Raw genomic sequence first — 23733 nt, 5'->3', positions numbered from 1 at the left:
TTCATTTCAGGCAACGGCATGGAGATGGGCTGGTTTGACGGCGGGCGAAGGCTGTTGCCCGGCGGTCGATTGACCGAGGTAGAAGGCCCTGATGTCCTCGCGCTGGCGAAGCTCGGCGGCCGCACCAGTGAGAACGGAGACGCCGTTTTCGAGCACAGTGGCGTGGTCGGCATAACGGAGCGCCACCGCCGAATTCTGCTCGGCGACCAGGATCGACAGGCCGGTCTCGCGGTTCAGCTTTCTGAGCGTCTGGAAGATGTCCTGGACGATGAGCGGCGCGAGACCCATCGACGGTTCGTCGAGGACCAGCAGGCGCGGCCGCGACATCAGCGCCCGGCCGATGGCGGTCATCTGCTGTTCGCCGCCAGAAGTCAGGCCGGACGATGTCCGGCGCTTTTCCCTGAGCCTCGGGAAATAGCCGTAGATCCGCTCGAGATCTTCGTTGATCTCGGCGCGGCGGCCACTGCGGCCAATGCCGCCGGCAACCAGATTTTCCTCGACGGTGAGGCTCTTGAAGCAATGCCGGCCTTCCAGCACCTGGACCAGGCCGGCGCGCACGAGATCGCCCGGCTTGCGGCGCGAGACATCCGAGCCTTCATAGCGGATGGTGCCTGCATTGACCTGGCCACGCTCGGCCGGCAGCAAATTGGAGACGGCCTTGAGCGTCGTGGTCTTGCCGGCGCCATTGGCGCCAAGCAATGCCAGGATCTGGCCGCGCCGAAGTTCGAAGCTGACGCCGTGCAGCGCCGTGATGGCGTGGTTGTAGGTGGCATGAACCGTATCCACGGCAAGAATGACGTCATCGTCCGGCATGGGGCTCTCATTTTGTGGTTCGATGAACCGAACAGGCCGGGCGCTGCGGAACCCTATCCGCTGCGCCCGGCTCTGCCCTGATCAGTTGGTGGTCACTGCGTTGGCATCATCCGCGGTGCGCAGCTTGATGCCCTTCTCGGCGGCGTAGGCCTCGGCGGACTTCTCGATGATTGGCCGCAGCAGCGCCCAGTCCGGCGCGATCCAGTCGGAGACGACGTTCCACTTCTTGCCGTCCCACTGCTGGAAGGTCACGTAGCCCTCGCCTTCGTGATTGTCCCAGCTGACATTGATCGAGTGGAACAGGTCCTTGGCGCCAAGCGCCTCGACTTTGGCCGGATCAAGCTTGAGGTGCTCGAAGCCCCAGCGGACCTCGTCGCCGGTCAGCGTGCGGTGGCCGAACTTCTCCTGCGCGACGCGGATCGCCTCGACATTGAGGATGCCGTTGACGATGCCGAGATTGTGGTAGACCGAGCCGATACGCGCCTTGTCTTCGAGGTTACCCTTGCCGGCGCCGTAGACCGTCTTCACGATCTCCTGAACCACCGGGTAGGAGTTGCCGGAAGCCTGGGTGGTGATGGCGGTGTAACCCTTGGCGGCGTCGCCGGCCGGGATGACATCCTCTTCCGAGTTCGACCAGACATTGCCGACGATGTGATCGACGGGAAAGCCGACCTTGACCGCCGTTTTCAACGCCACCGGGTTCATCACGCCCCACCCGCGCAGGACGACGAAGTCCGGCTTGGCGCGGCGGATCGTCAGCCACTGCGACTGCTGCTCGTTACCGGGATGCGGCACCTCGATCTGCTGCACGGTGAAGCCGTATTTCTGCGCCAGCAATTCATAGATCGGGATGGTTTCCTTGCCGTAAGGCGAGCCGTGATAGAGCACGACGATCTTCTTGCCCTTCAGTCTGTCGATGCCGCCTTCCTTGGAGGCGATGTAGTTCACGATGCCTGATGTCTCGCTGTAAGGATTGAGCAGCAGCGGGAAGACGTAGGGGAAAACGCGTCCATCTGTGGAATCGGTGCGGCCGTGGTTGACGGTGATCAGCGGCACCTTGTCGGCGGTGATGCGGTCGATCATGGCGTAGGCGATGCCGACCGAGAGCGGGTTCCAGGCGGCGGCACCGGCATGGCTCTTCTGCCGCTCGTAGCATTCGACGCCGCGCTCGACCTCGTACTGGGTCTCGCATTCGTCCCAGGTCAGCTTGACGCCGTTGACGCCGCCGTCGCGGATGTTGATGAGGTTGAGATAATCGATGAAGCCGCCGAAGAAGCCGGTGCCGCCGGCCGCATACGGCCCGACACGATAGCTCTGCAGCGGGAAATACTGTTCGTCGGCGTGCGCGGCGGGCAAGGCCACCGACACGATCATCGCCGCGGACAGCGCCGCCGCCTTGATTGTGTTCAGGAAATTCATGGTTGAGGTACTCCCGGTATGGGCCGTCTTGGGTTCGGCCTCTGGTTCATTTTCGGATGCGTCAGCTCAAGTCGACTGCCAGGCGGACAGGAGCCGTCTTCGGACCCTGTCCCACAGCGCCACCAGCCCGTCGGGTTCAAGGATCAGAAACAGGATGATGAGCGCGCCCAGCGCGATGCGCTGGCTCATGTCGAGCACGCCCGAATCGAAAAGATCGCCAAGCAGGAAGCCGCCGAGGCGCGAAAGAGCGAGCGGGAAGACCACGATGAGGGCGGCGCCGAAAAATGCGCCGCGGATCGAAGCCAGGCCACCGATGATGATGATGAACAGTATCTGGAACGACCGGTCGAGGTCGAAGCCATCCGGCTCGACGGTCCGCAGATACGCGAAGGCCCAGATGACGCCGGCGACGCCGATGATGAAGGACGAGATGGCGAAGGCCAGCAGCTTGGTCTTCAGCACCGGGATGCCGATGATGCGGGCAGCGGTTTCATTGTCGCGGATGGCGATGAAGTTGCGCCCGGTCTGCGACGAGACCAGCCGATGGGCGAGGAAGGTCAGCACGGTGACGATGGTTAGCGCGAAGAGATAGCGGCCGATGGCGCCGTCGAGCGCGAAGCCTGAAATCGACAATCTCGGCGCGTCGATGACGCCGGAAGCCGAGTTGTTGGAGAACCAGCTGAACTTGGTCAGCGCCCATTGCACGAAGAACTGCGCGGCGAGCGTCGAAACCGCGAGGTAGAAGCCTTTGAGCCGCAGGCTAGGCAGGCCGAAGACGATGCCGATCGCGGCGGCGACGATGCCGGCCAGGAAAATGCTGCCGATCAGCGGCAGGCCTTCGACGCGCAGGTTGAAATTATAGGCGGCGAAGGCGCCCGCCGCCATGAAGGCAGCACTACCCAGCGAAACCTGGCCGGCATAGCCGGTCAGGATGTTCAAGCCCACGCCGGCGAGGCTGAGCGCCAGGAACGGCAGCAGGATGGCCTCGAACAGATAGCTCGAGCCGATCAGCGGCACGACGCCATAGGCGAAGGCGAGCAGCAACACGGGCACGACCCATTTCGGCAGCACCGGCGCGGACGAGAAATCGCTTGTTATGGCGGTCATGGCTCAGATCCTCTCGACGAGCTTCTGGCCGAACAGGCCGGAAGGACGGATCAGCAGGAAGGCCAGCGCGACGACATAGGCGAACCAGCTCTCTATGCCGCCGCCGAAATAGTCTCCGATATAGACCTCGGCGAGCTTCTCGCTGGCGCCGATCAGCAACCCGCCGACGATGGCACCGAGGATGGAATCGAAGCCGCCGAGCACCAGCACCGGCAGCGCCTTGAGCACCACCAGCGACAGCGAGAACTGCACACCGAGGCGCGCACCCCAGAGCAGTCCCGCCACCAGTGCGACAAGACCGGCAGCAGCCCAGACGGTGGCCCAGATCAGCGGCAGCCTGAGACCGACCGCGAGGGCCGCGAACTGATCGTCGGCGACGGCGCGAAAGGAGAGGCCGATGCGGGTGTAGCGGAAAAACAGCGACAGCAAGAGGACCATGCCGGCGGCAACCACTGCGGCAAAAATGTCGAACTGGCTGATCAGCACGCCGCCGATTTCCAGCGGCACGTCCTCGATGCCGAGATCGAGGCCGTGGACCTGCGTGCCCCAGATCAGCTGGGCGGCGCCCTCGATGATGTAGGACAGGCCGAGCGTCGCCATGAACAGTGTGATCGGCGGCTTGTTGGTCAGCGGCCGCAGCACCGTGCGCTCGATGGCGACACCCATGGCGACCATGATGGCGAAAGTGATCACCAGCGCCAGCGCGAACGGGATGCCGCGCTCGATAAGGCTGACGAAGGTGAGTGCCGCGAACAACAGCATCGCGCCTTGCGCGAAATTGAGCACGCCCGAGGTCTTGTAGATCAGCACGAAGCCGATCGCGACCAGCGAGTACATGACGCCGGAGAGCAGGCCGCCGACGAGCACTTCGATGAAGAACTGGTAGTCGAAATCGGCGATCATATGCCTGCCCCGTCCTCATTGTCCGAGGCGACGCCGAGGTAGGCATCGATGACGCGCTGGTCGTTCCTGACCTCGTCTGGCGTGGCGTCGGCGATCTTGCGGCCGTAGTCGAGAACGGCAATGCGGTCGGACAGGCCCATGACGACGCCGACATCGTGCTCGATCAACACCACGGTGGTGGCGAAACGATCGCGCGCGGCACGGACGAAAGCCGCCATCTCGCTCTTTTCGCTCGCGGTCATGCCGGCCATCGGCTCGTCGAGCAAAAGCAGACGCGGCTCGGCCACCAGTGCGCGGGCCAGTTCGACACGCTTCTGCAGTCCGTAAGGCAAGGTGCCGACAAGACGGTCGCGAATGGCGGTGAGGTCGAGAAATTCGAGGATCTGTTCCGCGCGGCTGCGTGTTTCGCGCTGCTCGCCGCGCGAGCGGCCGATGCCGAGCACCTGGCCGGCAAAGTTGGAGCGAACCTTGTAGGCGAGGCCGGAAGCGACATTGTCGAGGACGCTGAGACCCTTGAACAGTGCAAGGTTCTGGAAGGTTCTGGCGACACCGAGGTGAGCCAACTGCTGCGTCGGCACCTGGGCATAGAAGGTGCCGTCGAGCCGGACGTGGCCGCGATCCGGCCGATAGACGCCGCTGATGACGTTGATCAGCGAGCTTTTGCCGGCGCCGTTCGGGCCGATGATGGCGCGAATTTCGCCTGGGTGAACCGACAGGTCGATATCGGCCAGTGCGACGACGCCGCCGAACGACAGGCCGATGCCCTGGAGCGAAAGCAGCGGAGCGGCGACACCAGTAACGGAGCCGATCGCCTCGCTGCCGGCTTCGGACTGCTGCTCCCGCGGGCTTGACGGCAGGCCGCGCGCAAAGACTTCCGGCGCATAGACCGAAGCGTCCATCACTCCGAGAGTATAACTGGGCAACGGCATTCCAATCGTCCTTGATTAGGCGCGCAAAACCTCATTGCCGCTCGACGGATCGAGCGCGCCGGCAACCTTCATGCGTGTGCTGGCCGGACCGTGGCGGGCCAGGCTGCGGGATGGCTACTCCGCCGCCAGCGACGCCGCCGCCTCGGCGTTTTCCAGTTCGCGGACCAGCGGGATGACATGCTTGCCGAAATACTCGACCTCTTCCTGGAAGTGCAGGAAGCCGAGCAGGATGAGATCGGCGCCGGCGCGCTTCAGGTCGACGATGCGCTCGGCGACTTGCCTTGGCGTGCCGATCAGGTTCGAGCGGAAGCCGTCATTGTACTGGACCAGATCGTCGAAGGAGGATTTCGCCCAATTGCCCTCGCCTTCCGGCGAAGCTTTGCCGGCGTTCTTGACCTCGTGGCCGAAAGCGTTGACCGCCTCGGGGTTGGCCTTGGCGATGATCTCGGCGAGCACCGCCCTGGCCTCATCCTCGGTCTCGCGGACGACGGCGAAGGCATTGACGCCGACCTTGACGGAATGGTTGTTGGCCTTCGCCTTGGCCTGGATGTCGTCGACCTGTTTGGCGATTTCGGCCGGCGTGTTGCCGTTGGTGAAGTACCAATCCGAGACCCGCGATGCCATGTCGCGCGCGGCGCGCGACGAGCCGCCCTGGAAGATTTCGGGCAGCGGATGCGGCGGTTTCGGCTTCAGCGAATATTCGTTGAAGCGGTAGAAATCGCCACGGAAGGTGAAGCTGTCCTCGGTCCATATTCCGCGCAGCGCACGAATGAATTCCTCCGAGCGGCGATAGCGCTCGTCATGGTCGAGCCAATGCTCGCCGATGGCATGGAACTCGCCACGGAACCAGCCGGAGACGAGGTTGATCGCGACGCGGCCATTGGTGAGATAGCTGATGGTGGCGATCTGCTTGGCCGCCAGCGCCGGGTTCCACGGTCCGGGCAGGATCGCCGCGATGACCTTGAGCGTTGTGGTCGCCGCCAGCAGATCATGGCTGAACGCCACCGATTCATGCTGCTCGTCGGCGCCGTAGCCGGCGGTGAAGCGGATCTGGCTGAGTGCGTAATCAAAGCCGGACTTCTCGGCGATCTGCGCCAGCTTGCGATTGTACTCGGCCGAATGGTTGGTGCGCTGCTCGATGTTGGAGATCACAAGGCCGCCCGAAACATTCGGCACCCAGTAAGCAAACTTGATCGAGTCGGTCTCTGCGTGTGCCATGAACTGTCTCCCATTCAGGCCATCTCGTTGATCGATCCGACCGCAGCCGGTTTCGTCGGTATTTATTATGTTTATAGAATCTATATACAAAGAAGGATTTTCCGTTTTTGAGCCCCTCTTGGGACGGAAATACCAATTTTGCTCGGCCAACCCGGTTTGCCGGTGTCAGCTCATGACCGGACCCTGCGCGGCATTGGCGCCGATGGCCTGCGCTGACGGCAGCGTTTCCAGCAGCTTGGCAATTTCAACCGCGACCGCCTGGGCATGGCGGGCGACTTCCGGCAGACCCATGAGCTCGCCGAAAGTCCCTCGTGCCAGCGGGCCGGCGACCAGGAGTGTCGCGACCGCCTCACCGTCCCGGCCGATCGCGCGGCTGTCGAGACCTGTCTCGATGCCAAGCCCATATTGGTCCGTCCTGATCAAGCCGGTTTGCGCCAGCGAGCTCAGCGCCGGGTTCAGCTGCAGCGCCTGCCCATGGGCCGGACCGGTGGTGTTGATGACGGCAACGAAGCGCGCCGTCTCGATCCGGGTCTGCCCGCGCCGTTGAAAGCTGACAGCCAGGCTGCCGTCCTCATCGTTCGACGCAACAAGCCTGGCGGCAATGGTGTCGACTGTACCGGCGGCATGGCGCCGGTCGAGCACGGCGGCGACCTGCGGGGCGATCCTGAAACGATGCACGTCCCAGAACACGCGCAGCTGGCGGACCAGCCTTGCCCGCTCCGGCGGGGCAAGTGCGGCCCACAGCACCGGCCCCTGCAGGCGCAGCTGATCGAAGACCGACTGCCAGTTGACATTGGCCGCTCTTGCCGCTGCCAGCGTCGCGCGAATGGTCCTGAGCAGGCCGAGCGCCGTCGTCGCCGGCGCGGATGCAAAATCGCCAAAAGGCTCGCCCCTGACATCGGGGTGTCCGCGCGAGCGTAAGCCGCGGCGCGACAGCGTGAGGATGCGGCCACGATGGCCACGACGGTCAAGTTCGGCGACCATGTCGGCCGAGGTCAGCCCGGAGCCAACGATCAGCACCGAGGCGTCCGGCCCGATCCCGGCAAGCGCCGCGGCTGCGTATGGGTCGGCGATGAAACCCGGCGCTTCCGTCAGGTGGATCAACGCGGCTGGAATTGCAGGCTGCGGATGCGTTGCTGCTAGAACGACGATGTCGGAGGCGACCGGTCCGGCAGAGGTGTGCACGGTCCAGCCCGCGCCACTGGCATCGCGTGTCACGCGTGTGGCGGAACCTTCAACATGATGGACAAGGCCGGAATTGAGATGCGGCGCGAGATGCTCGGCAACATAGCGACCGAACACGCGCCGGCGCGGAAAAGCGTCGCCGTTCATCCAGATCGCATCCGGGTCGTGTTCGAGTTCTCCGCTGCCAGTCAACCAGCGTGCAAAATGCTGCGGGTCGTCGGGAGCCATGCTCATCCTGACCGCGGGAACATTGACCCGATGAGAGGGTTCCTCGCTGGAATAGGCAAGGCCACCGCCAATCAAGGGTCGCGGCTCGATCACGGAAATGGAAATGCGCTCCGGTCGAGGCATTTGCGCCAGGTGCCACGCCACCGCCGCACCGGAAAAGCCGCCGCCAATAATGGCGACGCGCAACCGCGAGGACGCAGGAAGCAAGTTCACGAGGCGCTGGCGAGCGACTTCGGCCGGTGGTCGCCGGCGATGGTTTCGCCGAACGGACCGGTGTTTACGGACGAGCCGGCTGCCTTGACCGGATGGTCGGTCGGCAGTTTCGGCAGCACCAGCTCGCCGAAGCGATAGGCTTCTTCGAGATGTGGATAGCCGGAAAGGATGAAGGTATCGATGCCGAGGCGCCGGTACTCGTCGATGCGCTCGGCGATCGTGTCGGGATCGCCGACAAGTGCGGTACCTGCGCCGCCGCGCACCAGGCCGACGCCGGCCCAGAGGTTGGGGGCGATCTCGAGCTTGGCGCGATTGCCGCCATGCAATGCGCTCATCCGCGCCTGGCCGACCGAATCCATGCGGGCAAAGACCTTCTGCGCCGAGGCGATCGTCGCGTCGTCGAGCCGGCTGATCAGCCTGTCGGCAGCGGCCCAGGCCTCCTCGGTGGTTTCGCGGGCGATGACATGCAGCCTAATGCCGAAGGAGAGCTTGCGGCCAGCCTTCTGCGCCAGTTCACGCATGCCGTCCAGCTTGCGCTCTACATCGGCTGGCGGCTCTCCCCAGGTCAAATATTTGTCGATCTCCTGCGCCGCCACCACGGACCCAGTGTCGGACGAGCCGCCGAAATAGAGCGGGGGGTAGGGCGTCTGCACCGGCGGAAACAGCAGCCTTCCATCCTCGATGCGGAAATGCTTGCCCTCATGCTCGACCGTCTCGCCGCTCAGCACCCGCTTGTAAATCCGAAGGAATTCCTGCGTCACCTCGTAACGTTCGGCATGCGACAGGAAAATGCCGTCGCCCTTGTTCTCCAGCGGATCGCCGCCGGTGACGACGTTGATCAGCAGGCGGCCATTGGAGATGCGATCCAGCGTCGCAGTCATGCGCGCGGCCAGCGTCGGCGACTGCAAACCGGGCCGCACGGCGACAAGGAAACGCAAGCGTTCGGTCATCGGTACGAGGGCCGATGCGATCACCCAGGAATCCTCGCAAGAGCGGCCGGTCGGCAACAGCACGCCATAGTAGCCGAGCGTGTCGGCCGCCTTCGCCACTTGCGTCAGATACGGCAGATCGACCGATCTGCCGCCCTCGGCTGTGCCGAGATAGCGGCTGTCGCCATGCGTCGGCAGAAACCAGAGCACCTTGATGCGGTCTGGCACGATCCGGCTCATGGCCTTTCTCCCGCTGCCTGGCGACTGGATATGTCTGCTTTGGTCGAAGGCGAGCGTAAGAGAGTGGGCATGGCGTGGTCCTGTCCGGGTGGAAACCAGATCGCCAGTGCAGATTGCTTATTCCACAAACTCTGTAGAGTTAGTTTATTCCAATTCTGTCGCCGCTATTAGAATTTCTCTCTCCAACGCGTCGGCGGTGAGGCCGACCCGAGTGCACCGGGCCGGCCTTCCTGAATCAGAACGCGGGTTCGACCGCGTTGACATTGTCCTTGGTGACGACGGTCAGCGGAATGGGCAGCCGGTCCTTGACCTGCTTCCCGTCGATGATTTCGGCCATCGTGTTGATCGCCAGGCGGCCATCCTCGACGGGCGACTGGACGATGGTCGAGTACATCTCACTGGTGCGGATCGATTCGAACGCGTCTTTCTGGCCGTTGATGCCGACGATCGGCGGTGCGGCCTTGGAGGGGTTCGCCTCCTTCCATGCGTCGATGAAGCCGCGGGCCATCGTGTCGTCATTGGCGTAGACACCGCTGATCTGGTCGCCGAAGCGTGTGATCAGATCGCGGCTGACCACCAGCGCCTTTTGCTGGTCGAAGTCGGCATTGACCGTGTCGAGCACCTTGATGTCGGCATTGGTTTCCTTGAGACGGTCGGTGAAGCCGCTGACACGTCCGATCGTGGTGCCGTTGCCGGCCTGGCCGGCGATGATGACGACGGAGCCCTTGCCGCCGAGCGCCTTGCTCAGCGAGTCCGCCGCCAGCTTGCCTTCCTCGTAGACATCAGGCCCGGTGAACGACTTGATGAACGGCTTGGCATCGTCGCTCATCGGCGAATTGATGAGGATCGCCGGAATGTTCGCCTGCTGTGCGCGCGCCAGCCCCGGTATGTATGCCTGCGGGTCGAGCGGCCACAGGATGATGCCGTCGACCTTGCGCGCAACGCAGGTGTTGAGCTGCTCGGTGCCTTTCTGGACGTAGAAATCCTGGCTGAGGCTCAGGATCTCGATGCCGAGTTCCGCGGCGCGCGCCTGAAGCGCCTTGTTGGCCGGCGTCGCGTAGGCATGCGAATCCGCTGCCGTCACGTAGCAGACCGTCTTGGCGCTGGCCCAACCCGTCGATGCCAGCACAGCCGCCATAGCGGCGACGTGAAGCATGCTTTTCTTGCCAATCATGTGTTTCCTCCCAATCATGTGGTTCCTCCTTGAGTGATTGGATTGTCGCGAACGAGCGCCGGGCGCGTGCCCGGAGCCCTCCCCTTGGTGGTAACGGCCCGATCGAGCACGACGAGCAGGATCAGGATAAGCCCGGACACGACCTGCTGGACGTATGCGGGAACGGACTGGAACTCCATCGCGATGGTCAGCGAGCCGATTGTCAGCACGCCGCCGAGCGTGCCGAGCGCGGATCCCCTGCCGCCTTCGAGACGAGTTCCGCCGACAACGACCGCGGCAATGACGGCGACCGTCAGTTCCGAGCCGAAGACAGGCGAGCCGGTGTTGGTGACGAGGCTCTGGAGAACCCCCGCCAGGCCGGCAAGCGTGCCGGCAAAGACAAAGCCGAGAAAGACGATACGGTCCGAGGCGATACCGCTTTCCTTGGCAGCCGCCGGGTTGGACCCCACCGCAAAGACGTTGCGCCCAGGTATGGTGCGCGTCAGCCAGAAATGCAGCAGCACGATCAGGGCGATGAACAGCGCGCTGCGGAGGGTGAAGACATCGAGATAGATCTTGGCCAGCGCCAGGGAGAGCATGATGTCGGTTCCGGTCACCGGCTGGCTGTTGGTGATCCAGTGCGCGAGCGAGCGGAAGATCAGCATCGTCGCGAGCGTCAGCACGAGCGAATTCACCTTCAGGCCGACGACCAGCATGCCGTTGACGGCGCCTGCCAGGGTACCGACCAGGATGCCGACGATCGCGGCAGGGAGGATGCCGATCTCTCGCTGCAGGATGACCGATACGATGCCGGCCAGGGCAAACACCGCGCCACCGGAGAGGTCGATCTGGCCCGATATCAAAAGCACCGTCAGGCCGATCGCGATCAGGCCGATTGTCGCCGCCCTATCGAGGCCGAGGCCGAGGGTCGATGCCGAGAGGTAGCCGGGGACCACCAGCGCGGAAATGACCAGCGTCAGACCGAGAATGACGATGACGCGATACTGCGAGACAAGCGAAAGAAAACGCATCACGACACGCCCCGCTTGCGCAGCGCCGCATCCATGCCGACGGCGCCGACGATCAGGATGCCGAGCACGAAACCCTGGATCGGCGTGCGCACACCGTCGAGCACCATGACGTTGGTCAGCAGTTGCACGAAGATGAGGCCGGCAATGGCCCGTGGCACCGATCCGAAGCCGCCGACGATCGACACGCCGCCGACCACCACCGCCGTGATGGCACTGAATTCGTAGCCGCCGCCGATGAGCGGCCGCGCGCTCTGCAGCGTCAGCCCGAGCAGGCCGCCGCTGATGCCGGAAGCGAGTGCTGTGATCACGAAGGCGCCAGCCTTCACGGCCTGCACCGGAACCGCACTTGCCTCGGCGGCGCTGTAATTGCCGCCGGTGGCAAGCGTCCATCTGCCCCAGAAGGAGCGGGACAGGACGAAATGGCCGACAAGAGCAATGACCAGGAAGATCAGCACCACGACGGGAATGCCGAACAGCCGGCCCTTGGCGAGTTCGGCGGAGGCGGGATTGCTGCCATAGACGATGACCCCGCCGACAGCCGCCTGGACGATGCCCAGTCCGATCGTGCCAATGCCGAGCGTGGCAATGATTGGATTGATGCCGACATATCCGACCAGGACCCCGTTGAGCAGGCCTATGAGGCCCGCGAGACCAACCGCCAGCACGAAGGCCGGCAGCGGCCCGATCATCGGCTGCAGCCCGAGCGACAGGATGGCGCCGCAGGCGATGGTGGCCGGCACCGACAGGTCGGCCAGGCCGCCGACCACGAGCACGAAGGTCATGCCGACTACGACGATGCCGACGATGGACATCGAGGTCAGGACGTTGAGCAAATTGCCTGATGTGAAGAAGGCGGGGCTGACGAAGGAGCCGTAGAGCATCACGGCGAGGATAGCGAAGGCCAGCCCCGCCTTCGACAGGACATCGACAAGCCTGCTGCCACGCGTAAAGCGGTCGTTGCGGTTCACGCCGCCGATCTCCATGGCAGCTTCGGTCACGCCGTCTCCTCCCCCGTGGCTAGCGCCATGATGCGCTCCTCGCTCAATTCGCTGCGCAGGAGAGGCTCGGAGGCATAGCCATCGCGCATCACCACCACGCGGTCGCAGACGCCGAGGATTTCGGGCAGCTCCGACGAGATCATCACGACCGCCATGCCGCCGGCGACGAGTTGGCCGATGATGTGGTGGATCTCGGCCTTGGCGCCGACGTCGACGCCCCGCGTCGGCTCGTCGAGGATCAAGGCCGAAGGTTTGGCGGCAAGCCATTTGGCGATGACCGCCTTCTGCTGGTTACCGCCCGACAGAAGGCTGATGCGCCGTTCGCCGTCGGGCGGTGAAATCGAAAACTGCTTGACCGAGTCCGCGGCAAGCGAGTGATCGGCGCTGCGGCTGATGCGCCCGAAACGGCTCAGGCGGCGCAGTATGGGCAGGCTGATGTTTTCCCGGATCGACATTCCAGGCACGACGCCGTCGCCCTTGCGATCTTCCGGAACATAGGCAATGCCTGCCCTGACCGCCTGGGATGGCGAGTTGATCGAGACCTCGCGTCCGTTGACGCTGACCGAGCCCTCGACAAGCCGCGACAGGCCGAAGATTGCGCGGGCGACCTCGGTGCGGCCAGCGCCCACCAGCCCCGTCAAGCCCAGTATCTCGCCGGCGCGTACATCGAAGCTGACATTGCGGAAGCGCGTGCCGTCGCTGATGCGTTCGACGCGCAGCACCGACTTGCCGATCTCGGCCGGGCTTTTCGGGAAGACATTGCTGACTTCGCGACCGACCATCAGCCTGATCATGTGAGCGGCATTTATGCCTTCGATCGGACGCGTCTCGATCATTGAGCCGTCGCGCAGCACAGTCACCTCGTCGGCGATTTCGAGCACCTCCTTCAGTCGGTGGCTGATGTAGATGATGGCGATGCCGTCATCGCGCATCTTGCGCAGGATCCGGAACAACGACGCCGTCTCATGCTCGCTGAGGCTGGATGTCGGTTCGTCCAGGACGATGATCCTGGGCTGCGCCGCGTAGGCCTTGGCGATCTCGACGAGCTGCTGCTGGCTGATCGACAGGTTGCCGAGCCGTTCACGCGGGTTGATGGCCGCTCCGAGCTCATCGAGGACGGCGGTCGCAGCCCGGATCATCTCGCCCTTGCGCAGAAAGATCCACTTGCCCGGCATGCGGCCGAGATAGACGTTTTCGGCGACGCTCAGGTCGGCGACCAGATTGATTTCCTGATGCACCATGCGGATGCCGAGCGCCTGGGCGTCGGCGGGCCGGCGCATGCGCACCTCGGCGCCGCCGACCCTGATTGTGCCGCTGCTGGGTGCGTAGGACCCGTTGAGCACTTTCATGAGCGTCGATTTGCCGGCGCCGTTCTCACCCACGACCGCATGAACCGTGCCGAATTTCACGGCGAAATTGACGTTGGACAGAGCCTTCACGCCCGGGAACGTCTTGCTGATGCCTCGCATGTCCAGGGCGCAATCGGCGGCGACAGTCATATCTGGCTAGGTTCCTCCTGGCGGGTGGCCGATCATCCTTGGTATCGGCCGTCGATATGTTAGTATAATAGTCGCTTCAAACGCAATTCGACCCTCTTCGAACTGGCTTGAACGTCCGCGCTTTTGAACACGCGGCTCAGTCCAGGCTCTCGGTTGCGGATTGAATTTCTCGCCGCGGACGATGACTATTGCACTAATATAACAGTTCTGGCAAGCTGGATTCCGGCGGTCGTTATGGACATCAGGTGTCAACCGACCTCACCCTTGCATTGGGTGCATTCTAATTGACATTCTAATATAATCTGACCATTTCTGGTGAACGAAGACACGGATTTGCAATGGACCTGGATCCTTCGACGCTCAATCGGGCTCTTCCGCTCCGCGATCAGATCTATCACAAGATCCGCAACCTGATCGTCGTCGGGCAGTTGAAGCCGGGGGAGGTCATCAACGAGGTCGCCATCGCGGAGGCCCTGGGTGTGTCGCGCACCCCCGTTCGCGAAGCGGTCAAGCGCATCAGCGACGAGGGTCTGGTCAAGATCCTGGCGCAAACGGGCACCTATGTCGCTCCGATCAGCCGGGCCGACCTGGAAGAAGCCTATGTCATCCGGCGGGCACTGGAGATGGAGAGCGCCCGACGCGCGGCCGCCAAGTTCACACCGGCCGCCAGCGAATTGCTGGAAGACAACATGGCGGCGCACCGCCTCGCCATATCGCGAGGCAGATATGCCACCGCGATACAGCTCGACGATGTCTTTCACCGCACCATCGCCGAGATCTGCGGCCTGCCGATGATCTGGAGAGCCGTCGACATCTCAAAGGCACAGATGGATCGCGGCCGCTATCTCGCCATCCCCAAGCCGGGCTATGGCGAACAGACGATCGAGCAGCACGAGGCCATTTTCGACGCGCTGAAGCGCCACGACGCCGAGGGGGCGGCAAGGGCCATGGAACATCATCTCGAGACGTCGTTCCGCAACACGCTCGAAGTCGCCGCCGACCTTCTCGACTGAAACACCGCGAGCCACCGGCATGCAAAGAATGGGACTTTGTATCGGCGTGAAAGCCGAGGCGATCGCGGACTACAAGCGCGTCCACGCCGCCGTCTGGCCGGAAGTGCTCGACGTCATCAGTCGCGCCGACATCCGCAACTATTCGATCTTCCTGCGCGAACCGGAGAACCTTCTGTTCGCCTGCTGGGAGTATCACGGCAGCGACTTCGCCAGGGATGCGGCGCGGATGAGCGAGTCGCCGGCCATGCGCAAATGGTGGGAACTGTGCGACCCCATGCAGACGCCACTGCCGACGCGCGCCGACGGCGAATGGTGGGCGGCCATGGAAGCGGTCTTCCATCTCGATTGACCGTGTCCCGCGTGCGGCGGTCCGTTGTTTCATCCAGCCGTTTGCCGCCCTCAAACTGCGCCGCAAGGCGCACTCATTGCACGCTCACCTAACCGATCCGCCACTACGCCCCTGCAATCCAAGCCTTTCGCAACCGCACCTTGACCACTGACATTCTATTATATTAGTATTCCAAATCACTTTTGCCTCTCGGCGCTCCTTGTCGGGGGGAGCTTTTTCAGAGTTTGGGTCATGGCACGGTTCATCAAGCTGTCGGATATCGACAACATTCTTCTGGCGGTCGATCCGTTGAAAATCGGCGACAAAGCCGGGGACGTGGCGGCCAGGGCACGCATACCGCGCGGGCACAAAATGGCCTTGCGCGACATCGGCTCGGACGAGCCGATCGTGAAATACGGCCAGACCATCGGGTTTGCGCGGGAACCCATCGTCGCCGGCGACTGGGTTCACGAGCACAATGTGTATCTGCGCAATTTCGAACGCGACTACGTCTTCGGCACCAATACCAGGCAAACCGAGGTCGTTGCCGAGGCCGAGCGCGCTACTTTCATGGGTTACCGCCGGCCGAGCGGCAAGGTGGGCACGCGCAACTTCATTGCCGTCCTGACCTCGGTGAACTGCTCTGCCAGCGTCGCCCGGTTCATCGTCGACGAGGTCAACCGGTCTGGCATCCTGCGCGACTATCCCAATGTCGACGGCATCATCGCACTCGTCCACGGCACTGGCTGCGGCATCGACACCAAGGGCCCCGCTTACGACCTGTTGAAACGGACGCAATGGGGCTTTGCCACCAACCCCAATGTCGGCGGCGTGCTGATGGTCGGACTCGGCTGCGAAGCGTTCCAGATCCCACGCTGGATGCAGTCGTACAACATCGAGGAGAGCACGATTTTCCGCACGATGACCATCCAGGAAACCGGCGGCACGCGAAAGACAGTCGAGGCCGGCGTCAAGGCGATCGTCGACATGCTGCCTACGGTGAACGCCGCCGAAAGGACTCCGCAGCCGGCCTCCGAACTGGTGCTTGCGCTGCAATGCGGCGGATCGGACGGCTATTCCGGCATCAGCGCCAATCCGGCACTGGGTGCTGCGGTGGACCTGCTTGTCGGGCAAGGCGGCACGGCCGTGCTCTCGGAGACGCCCGAGATCTATGGCGCCGAACATCTTCTCGCCTTGCGCGCCGAGAGCCGCGCGGTGGGTGAAAAGCTGATCGAGCGCATCCGCTGGTGGGAGGATTATACCGCCAGGCACGACATGGAGATGAACAACAACCCTTCGCCCGGCAACAAGCTGGGTGGGCTGACGACCATCCTGGAGAAATCGCTCGGCGCCTCCGCCAAGGGCGGCACCACCAATCTGCGCGCGGTGCTGGAATATGCCGAGCCGATCAACGAGCGCGGCCTCGTCTTCATGGATACGCCTGGCTACGATCCGGTCTCGGCCACCGGGCAGGTCGCCGGCGGAGCCAACATATTGTGCTTCACCACCGGCCGCGGTTCGGCCTTCGGCTGCAAGCCGACGCCCTCGATCAAGCTCGCCTCCAACAGCTTCATCTTCGAGCAGATGCGCGAGGACATGGACATCAATTGCGGAGACATACTGGACGGCGTCTCGCTGGCCGAGAAGGGCGAGGAGATCTTCGCCGAGATCCTGCGCGTCGCTTCCGGCGGGCGCACCAGGTCGGAAGCGCTCGGCTATGGCGACAACGAGTTCGTGCCATGGAGCCTCGGCGCGACGATGTAGCGATATCGCCCGCCTGCACAGGCCGGCCTTTATCCCGGAAGTAGCTCAAACGGAAAGAACCGCTCGACATGAACAGGATTGATCTTGACGGCCAGCACGCTGTGGTCACCGGCGGCGCCCAAGGCCTCGGCTTTGCGATGGCCAGACGCTTCGTCGCCTCCGGCGCGACGGTAACCTTGTGGGATCTCGATGAGGCTCGCCTCGAAACCGCCAAGAAGGAACTCGGCAACGCCGCCACGACAGAGATCGTGGACGTCGCCGATTGGGTGTCGGTGGACGCGGCGCGCGCCAGGACCGAAGAGCTGGCCGGCAACATTTCCATTCTGGTCAATTCCGCCGGAATCGCCGGCCCGGCCGTCCCGCTCGACGTCTACGACATCGAGACGTGGAAAAAGGTCATCGACGTCAACGTCAACGGTACGTTCTACGTCAATCGCGCCGTGGTTCCCGGGATGAAGGAGCGCAATTACGGGCGGATCGTCAACATCGCTTCGGTCGCCGGCAAGGAGGGCAACCCCAACGCCTCCGCCTATTCAGCCTCGAAGGCGGCGGTCATCGGCTTGACCAAGTCGCTCGGCAAAGAACTGGCGCAGTACGACATCGCCGTGAACTGCATCTCGCCGGCCACGGCACAGACGCGCATCCTTGAACAACTGACGCCGGAGCATATCGAATATATGCGCTCGCGCATTCCGCGCGGCCGCCTGTTGGAGGTCGATGAGGCCGCTGCCATGGTCGCCTGGCTCGTCTCCAAGGAGAACAGTTTTACAACCGCCTCCACGTTCGACCTGTCGGGTGGGCGGACGACCTATTGAAAGGCAGTTGACGTTCAGCCAGGCAACCGACCGAGACCAATCGCAAAGCGCTCCACCATCGCGAGGCCAGGCTCGCTGGGCCGCATCGCCGGAGCCCGGGCGTGTATCGGGATGCCTGCGCGGGCGCCGAACAGCCGCTTGCCATAGCAGATCAAGTTTTCGATGCCTTGCATGACGAAGACCGCTGCCGGCAACATTCTTGCATATTCAGCCTCGGCCGTGGCTTCGCCTCCGGCGCGGAACGCATGATAGGCGCGCACGGCATAGTCGGCGCAATCCGGCGCCAGGATCATGCCGCGGCAACCGATGCGGAAATTGTCGATCAGTTCCAGGCCGCCACGCCCGTTGAAAACCGGTATCCGGCCATCGGTGCGCTCGATCAGCCCGGCGATGTCGGTAACCGGACCCTCGCCCTTGATCAGCCTAACGTTGGGATACAGCGTGACGAGGTCGCGGATTTCGTCTGATGAAAGGCCGCGCCCGAAAAACGCCGGCGCGTTCTGGATCGCCACCGGCAGATCGGTCGCCTCGGCAACGCGGCCGAAGAACTTGATGTATTCCGGCGCACCATAGGACCCAACCGGCGGCGGCTGCAGGATCACCCAATCCGCTCCCACGCTTTCAGCATGGCGAACCTGTGCGACCTGCTCGGCCACCGAAGCGCCGAAGATGGTGAAAGCGAGTGGCACTTTTCCGTCGGTGTCTTCCGCCGTCCAGTCCATGATCGTCCGGCGCTCGGCCTCGGACAGCTTGGCGACTTCCGTCGCCAAGCCGAGCGCCGCCATGCCGTGCACGCCGCTCGCCAGGCAGATCTCGACCTGCCTGCGCATCGCCGCGCGGTCGAGTTTTTCGTTCTCATCAAAGAGCGCGTAGAGAATGGCGTGAATGCCGTGGAAATCATAAGGTTTGAATTTTGTCACGCGGACCTCAATGGCTTTCGCGTTGAATGGCGTGGCCACGGCATCCGACGAGAAAATCGAGGTCGGCGCCGCGATCCGCCTGCAGCACATGGTCGACGTAAAGACCCTGATAGCCGCCGCGCATAGCCGGCTGCGGCGGAGCCCAGGATGTCCGCCGCTTTGCGAGTTCCTGTTCTGACACGTCGAGATGCAGCTTCCTTGCTTCGACATCGAGCTCGATCATGTCGCCGCTCCTCACCAGCGCCAGCGGGCCGCCGACAGCGGCTTCGGGTGCGGCATGCAGCACGACGGTGCCGAAGGCGGTGCCCGACATGCGGGCATCGGAGATACGGATCATGTCGCGGACGCCTTGCTTCAACAGCTTCTGAGGCAGCGCCATGTTGCCGACCTCGGCCATTCCCGGATAGCCCTTGGGGCCGCAATTCTTCAGCACCATGATCGAGCCCTCGTCGATGTCCAGCAAGGGATCGTCGATGCGCGCCTTGTAGTCGTCAATGTCCTCGAAGACGACGGCGCGGCCGCGATGCTTCATGAGAGCTGGCGACGCGGCTGACGGTTTGATGATGGCGCCGTCGGGCGCCAGATTGCCGCGCAGCACCGCGATGCCGCCGTGCGATGTCAGCGCCTTGTCGCGCGGGCGGATCACCTCCGGATTGTAGTTTTGGGCGTCAGTGATGTTCTCGCGCACGCTCTTGCCGGTGACGGTCAGCGCATCGAGATCGAGCATGTCGGCGATCTCTTTCATGACGGCCGGAATACCGCCGGCGTAGCAGAAATCCTCCATCAGGAAACGGCCTGACGGCATCAGGTCGAGGATGGTCGGCACGTCGCGGCCATATCGATCCCAATCATCCAGGGTCAGCTCGGTGCCGACGCGGCCGGCGATGGCCAGGAGATGCACGACCGCATTGGTGGAGCCGCCGATCGCGCCATTGACGCGGATGGCGTTGGCGAAAGCTTTTCTCGTGAGGATAGCCGACGGGCGCAGATCCTCATTGACCATCACGACGATGCGCCGCCCCGTCATGCGGGCGATGCGGCTGCGGCGCGCGTCGACCGCCGGATAGGCAGCGTTACCGGGCAGCGCCAGGCCGAGCGACTCGACCATGGAAGCCATGGTCGAGGCCGTGCCCATGGTCATGCAGTGACCGGGCGAGCGCGACATGGCGCTCTCGGCATTGGCGAAATCCTGCTCGCTCATCACACCGGCGCGAACGTCTTCCGAAAATTTCCACACATCGGTGCCGGAACCGATTTCGTGGCCCTGGAAGCGGCCATTAAGCATCGGCCCGCCGGAGATGGCGATCGACGGCAGGTCGCAGGAGGCCGCGCCCATGACCAGCGACGGTGTGGTCTTGTCACAGCCGGCCATCAGCACGACGCCGTCCATCGGGTTGCCGCGGATCGCCTCCTCGACATCCATCGAGGCGAGGTTGCGAAACAGCATCGCCGTCGGCCGCAGATTGGACTCGCCGCAAGAGAAGACCGGGAATTCGAGCGGCAGGCCGCCGGCTTCCAGCACGCCGGCCTTGATGTGCTCGATCAGAGCACGGAAATGCACGTGGCAAGGCGTGAATTCGGAGAATGTGTTGCAGATGCCGATCACCGGACGGCCGTCGAAGGCATCGTCGGGCAGGCCGTTGTTCTTCATCCAGCTGCGGTGGATGAAGGCATCCTTGCCCAGCCCGCCGAACCAATGCTGCGATCGTCTCTTGGTCATGGTCTTTCCGGCGTTCAGGCGGGATGCTGCAGCTGGCTCAGCCCGCCATCGACGACGAGCGTCGCCGCGTTCATGAACGGGCATTCGTCGGAGATCATGAACACCGCAGCCCGCGCGATCTCGCGCGCCGTGGCGATGCGGCCGCCGGGATGCAGCGCCATGGTGTTGGCGCGTGCTGCGGCCGGATCGGCAAAGCTGTTCCAGTAGTCGATCGCCTTCTGCGTCTCGACATAGCCCGGCGCCAGCGCGTTCACGCGCACGCCTTGCGCCGCATATTCGAGCGCCAGCGATTTGGTCAGGCCGAGCAGCGCGTGCTTGGCGACGGGATAGGGGAAGGTGTGCGGAATGATGGTGAAGCTGTGCGTCGAGGCGATGTTGAGGATGGCGCCGCCGCCGCTTGTAATCATGCCCGGCAGCACAGCCTTGCTGCAATTCCAGGCGCCCTTGACGTTGACGTCGAAATTGCGGTTCCACTCTTCCTCGGTCGCCTTGAGCGGCGTCGAGAACACATTGACCCCGGCATTGTTGATCAGCGCGTTGATGTGGCCGATTTCGTCGGTCGCTTGGCCGACGGCAGTGGCAATCGCGGCTCCGTCGCTGATGTCGGCTGCCGCATGCCCGACATGGCCGTGCGGCGCGGCAAGGCCGGCGACGGCCTTGTCCAGCAGTGCGCCGTCGCGGTCGACGAGGAACAGTCTTGCACCTTCGGCAAGGCAGGCCTCGGCGATGGCCAGCCCGATGCCTTGCGCGGCGCCGGTCAGGAAGATGCGTTTGCCGGAAAGGCGCTCAGCCATTTTTGTCCCTCCAGCTTAGCGCCGGCCCAGTGCCGACGAGCGCAGATTGTCGAGCAGCACGGCCAGCAGCAGGATCACGCCACGTACGATGTACTGGTAGAAGGCCGGGATGTTGAGAAGGTTCATGGCGTTTTCGGCGATGCCCATGATCAGCACGCCGACGATGACGCCCGACATGGTGGCGCGGCCGCCGGCGAGCGAGACGCCGCCGAGCACGCAGGCCGAAATGACCGAGAGTTCCAGCCCGACCGCCGCGTTGGGCTGGCCCGAGGTGATGCGCGACGCCAGCAGGATGCCGGCGATACCGCAGACGACGCCCTGCAGCGCAAAGATCCAGATGCGCGTCCAGTCGACATTTACACCGGCCAGACGCGAGGCCTCAGGATTGCCGCCGATGGCCAGCGTGTTCTTGCCGAAGACGGTGCGGTTGAGCACGAAACCGAAAATGCAAAACAGGATGGCAAGCACCCAGACCGGCGTCGGTATGCCGAGCAGTTTCGACAGCGCCAGCTGATAGAAATCCGAGCTGTTGATGCCGACGGCGCGGCCGTCGGACGCGATGAGCGCGAGGCCGCGCACGATCTGCATGGTGGCCAGCGTCGTTATCAGCGCGTTGATGCGGAATTTGGCGATGACGAGGCCGTTGATGAAGCCGACGAAAGCGCCGCAGGCGATTGCCGCCAGCAGGCCAAGCAGGATCGAGCCGGTGTAATTCGACGCCATCACAGCGACCATGCCGGCAAAGGCGACGATCGAACCGACCGACAGGTCGAAGTCGCGCGCGGCGAGGCAGAACATCATGGTGCAGGCGACGATGCCGACGGTGACCACCGACTGCAGCAGGCCGAGCATGTTGCGGTCCGTAAGGAAGTTCGGCACCAGAGCCGACACCAGCGCGAAGGCGACGACGAAGATGACGACGAGGCCCTGTTCGCCGAGCAGGATTTTTTTCAACTGGTCGGTCATGCCAAAGTCCTCAGGATGCGATCGCGTCGGGAGTTTTCTGATCGGGGAGAGCGGCGGCCAGGATCGCCCTTTCGGCGAACTGGTCGCGGGTGAGTTCAGCGCTGACGCGGCCACCGCACATCACCAGAATACGGTCGCAGATGCCCATCACTTCCGGCAGTTCGGACGAGACCACGACGATCGCCATGCCGTCCTGCGCAAGCTGGTAGAGCAATTCGTAGATTTCCGACTTGGCCCCTACGTCGATGCCGCGCGTCGGTTCGTCGACAATGAGAACCCGCACCCCTTGTTCGGACAGCCAGCGGCCAAGGATGACCTTCTGCTGGTTGCCGCCGGAGAGATTGATGATGTCCTGCTTGCGCGACGGCGTGCGCACCTTGAGCTTCTTGATGAAGGTTTCGGCGGTGGCGATCTCGCTGGCGCGGTTGAGCACGCCGAAGCGCGTGTGATGGCGCCGCGACGAGATGTTGATGTTCTCCTCGACCGAGCGGCCCTGGATGATGCCGTCATGCTTGCGATCCTCCGAGCACAGCACGATGCCGGCCCGGATCGTGCCACGCGGATCGGCGGCACGGACCAGCTTGCCGTCGACGGTGATGCTACCGCCCGAGCGCGGATCGGCGCCATAGACCAGCCGCATCAGTTCCGAGCGCCCGGCGCCGATCAGGCCGAAGAAGCCGACGATCTCGCCTGCCCTCGCCTCGAAACTGGCCGGCGTCTTCAGTTTGGGGCCGCTGAGAGCGTCGACCTTCAGGCGGACATCGCCCGTTTTTCGTGCGCGAAAACCCCAGATATCCGAAATCTCGCGGCCGACCATCTCGGCGACGACCTGGTCGCGGGTGACGCCTTTCAGCGACGCATGGTGCGCCGCGAGCTTGCCGTCGCGCAGCACGGTCAGGCTGTCGCAGAGCCGGAACACTTCGTCGAGCCTGTGCGAGACATAGATGATGACCTTGCCTTCGCCGCGCAGGCGGTCGATCAGGGCAAACAGGATTTCGCTTTCGCGCGAGGAAAGCGACGAGGTCGGTTCGTCCAGCGCGATAACGCGTGCGTCGAGCATGACCGCCTTGGCGATCTCGACCATCTGGCGTTCGCCGATCGACAGCGTCTTGACCTTGCGGCGCATGTCGATGTCGATACCGGCCGATTTCAGCTTGGCGCCGACGTCGTCCAGCATCCGGCGGCCGGCGATGATGCCGGCGTTGGCGGGGAAACGACCGAGGCTGAGGTTTTCGGCAACGGTGAGTTCAGGAACGAGTTGCAGTTCCTGATGAATGACAATGACGCCATTGTCGAAGGCATCCCGGGTCGAGGTATAGGCCTGAACCCTACCGTCAATGCGGATCTCGCCCTGATCGGCATGCTGGTCACCGGACAGTATCTTGATCAGGGTGGATTTGCCGGCGCCGTTCTCGCCCATCAAACCATGCACGGCGCCTTTGTCGACACCGAACGAGACGTCCGACAGCGCCTTGACGCCCGGATAGGTCTTGGTGATGTGCGAGAAGTCGAGAAAGGACACGGGCAGCGATCCTCTTATGGAATGGC

The 23733-nt window shown here is 63.6% G+C and carries 21 protein-coding genes; 4 read left to right on the top strand and 17 right to left on the bottom strand.

Going from position 1 to position 23733, the window contains the following annotated elements; translation table 11 throughout:
- Positions 1–6: 6 nt before the first annotated feature.
- The 12 genes from NKJ37_RS17590 to NKJ37_RS17535 form a co-directional block, all read right to left on the bottom strand.
- Entirely contained in the window at positions 7–813 is an 807-nt protein-coding gene (locus NKJ37_RS17590; RefSeq protein ID WP_352611573.1) for an ABC transporter ATP-binding protein, read from the bottom strand.
- 81 nt (positions 814–894) lie between these two features.
- A complete protein-coding gene (locus NKJ37_RS17585) occupies positions 895–2232 on the bottom strand; it encodes an ABC transporter substrate-binding protein (RefSeq protein ID WP_352629842.1) in 1338 nt (445 codons plus the stop codon).
- Positions 2233–2298: 66 nt separating this feature from the next.
- Positions 2299–3339: a branched-chain amino acid ABC transporter permease gene (locus tag NKJ37_RS17580; RefSeq protein WP_352774485.1), complete on the bottom strand. Its 1041-nt coding sequence runs from the start codon at positions 3337–3339 to the stop codon at positions 2299–2301.
- A gap of 3 nt (positions 3340–3342) precedes the next feature.
- Complete coding sequence (locus NKJ37_RS17575) at positions 3343–4242, bottom strand: branched-chain amino acid ABC transporter permease (RefSeq protein WP_352673278.1); 900 nt, start codon at positions 4240–4242, stop codon at positions 3343–3345.
- Entirely contained in the window at positions 4239–5171 is a 933-nt protein-coding gene (locus NKJ37_RS17570; protein ID WP_352551209.1) for an ABC transporter ATP-binding protein, read from the bottom strand. The genes NKJ37_RS17575 and NKJ37_RS17570 overlap by 4 nt, the downstream gene beginning before the upstream one ends.
- Positions 5172–5285: 114 nt before the next feature.
- Positions 5286–6389 (bottom strand): dimethylsulfone monooxygenase SfnG, encoded by a 1104-nt coding sequence (gene sfnG, locus NKJ37_RS17565; RefSeq protein WP_352551211.1) that lies wholly within the window; start codon positions 6387–6389, stop codon positions 5286–5288.
- A gap of 165 nt (positions 6390–6554) precedes the next feature.
- The gene (locus tag NKJ37_RS17560) at positions 6555–8015 is read right to left on the bottom strand and encodes an FAD/NAD(P)-binding protein (RefSeq protein ID WP_352774482.1); all 1461 of its coding nucleotides are present in this window, start codon (positions 8013–8015) and stop codon (positions 6555–6557) included.
- A complete protein-coding gene (gene ssuD, locus NKJ37_RS17555; protein ID WP_352774480.1) occupies positions 8012–9184 on the bottom strand; it encodes an FMNH2-dependent alkanesulfonate monooxygenase in 1173 nt (390 codons plus the stop codon). The genes NKJ37_RS17560 and ssuD overlap by 4 nt, the downstream gene beginning before the upstream one ends.
- 235 nt (positions 9185–9419) lie before the next feature.
- Positions 9420–10358, bottom strand: a complete 939-nt coding sequence (locus NKJ37_RS17550; RefSeq protein WP_352774478.1) for a sugar ABC transporter substrate-binding protein — start codon at positions 10356–10358, stop codon at positions 9420–9422.
- A gap of 14 nt (positions 10359–10372) precedes the next feature.
- Positions 10373–11368 carry an ABC transporter permease gene (locus NKJ37_RS17545; protein WP_127322263.1) on the bottom strand — a complete coding sequence of 332 codons (996 nt, stop codon included), beginning with the start codon at positions 11366–11368 and terminating at the stop codon, positions 10373–10375.
- Positions 11368–12366 (bottom strand): ABC transporter permease, encoded by a 999-nt coding sequence (locus NKJ37_RS17540; protein WP_352439787.1) that lies wholly within the window; start codon positions 12364–12366, stop codon positions 11368–11370. Before NKJ37_RS17540 ends, NKJ37_RS17545 begins: the two co-directional genes overlap by 1 nt.
- On the bottom strand, positions 12363–13865 hold the full coding sequence (locus NKJ37_RS17535) for a sugar ABC transporter ATP-binding protein (RefSeq protein ID WP_352774476.1): 1503 nt from the start codon (positions 13863–13865) through the stop codon (positions 12363–12365). Before NKJ37_RS17535 ends, NKJ37_RS17540 begins: the two co-directional genes overlap by 4 nt.
- A gap of 338 nt (positions 13866–14203) precedes the next feature.
- Between NKJ37_RS17535 and NKJ37_RS17530 the strand changes: the two genes are divergently transcribed.
- The 4 genes from NKJ37_RS17530 (at position 14204) to NKJ37_RS17515 (ending at position 17785) form a co-directional block, all read left to right on the top strand.
- On the top strand, positions 14204–14878 hold the full coding sequence (locus tag NKJ37_RS17530) for a GntR family transcriptional regulator (RefSeq protein ID WP_128302817.1): 675 nt from the start codon (positions 14204–14206) through the stop codon (positions 14876–14878).
- 19 nt (positions 14879–14897) lie between these two features.
- Entirely contained in the window at positions 14898–15227 is a 330-nt protein-coding gene (locus NKJ37_RS17525) for an L-rhamnose mutarotase (RefSeq protein WP_128302816.1), read from the top strand.
- Positions 15228–15458: 231 nt separating this feature from the next.
- Positions 15459–16970 carry a UxaA family hydrolase gene (locus NKJ37_RS17520; protein WP_128302815.1) on the top strand — a complete coding sequence of 504 codons (1512 nt, stop codon included), beginning with the start codon at positions 15459–15461 and terminating at the stop codon, positions 16968–16970.
- A gap of 68 nt (positions 16971–17038) precedes the next feature.
- On the top strand, positions 17039–17785 hold the full coding sequence (locus NKJ37_RS17515) for an SDR family NAD(P)-dependent oxidoreductase (RefSeq protein ID WP_128302814.1): 747 nt from the start codon (positions 17039–17041) through the stop codon (positions 17783–17785).
- Between the two features lie 14 nt (positions 17786–17799).
- Here the strand turns inward: NKJ37_RS17515 and NKJ37_RS17510 are convergent, their stop codons facing one another.
- From NKJ37_RS17510 to araG, 5 genes are read right to left on the bottom strand one after another with little or no spacing between them, the layout of a single operon-like run.
- On the bottom strand, positions 17800–18705 hold the full coding sequence (locus NKJ37_RS17510; RefSeq protein WP_128302813.1) for a dihydrodipicolinate synthase family protein: 906 nt from the start codon (positions 18703–18705) through the stop codon (positions 17800–17802).
- A 7-nt stretch (positions 18706–18712) separates the two neighbouring features.
- Positions 18713–20425, bottom strand: coding sequence for an L-arabinonate dehydratase (gene araD, locus NKJ37_RS17505; protein WP_128302812.1), 1713 nt, complete (start codon positions 20423–20425; stop codon positions 18713–18715).
- 14 nt (positions 20426–20439) lie between these two features.
- Positions 20440–21219 (bottom strand): SDR family oxidoreductase, encoded by a 780-nt coding sequence (locus tag NKJ37_RS17500; protein WP_128302811.1) that lies wholly within the window; start codon positions 21217–21219, stop codon positions 20440–20442.
- Between the two features lie 15 nt (positions 21220–21234).
- The gene (gene araH / locus NKJ37_RS17495; RefSeq protein ID WP_352774473.1) at positions 21235–22185 is read right to left on the bottom strand and encodes an L-arabinose ABC transporter permease AraH; all 951 of its coding nucleotides are present in this window, start codon (positions 22183–22185) and stop codon (positions 21235–21237) included.
- Positions 22186–22195: 10 nt separating this feature from the next.
- Positions 22196–23707, bottom strand: a complete 1512-nt coding sequence (araG, locus tag NKJ37_RS17490) for an L-arabinose ABC transporter ATP-binding protein AraG (RefSeq protein WP_352439793.1) — start codon at positions 23705–23707, stop codon at positions 22196–22198.
- Positions 23708–23733: the final 26 nt, after the last annotated feature.

This window comes from Mesorhizobium sp. M0140, from assembly GCF_040322475.1.
Lineage (GTDB): Bacteria > Pseudomonadota > Alphaproteobacteria > Rhizobiales > Rhizobiaceae > Mesorhizobium.
This window is presented reverse-complemented; position numbering and strand designations above follow the sequence as displayed.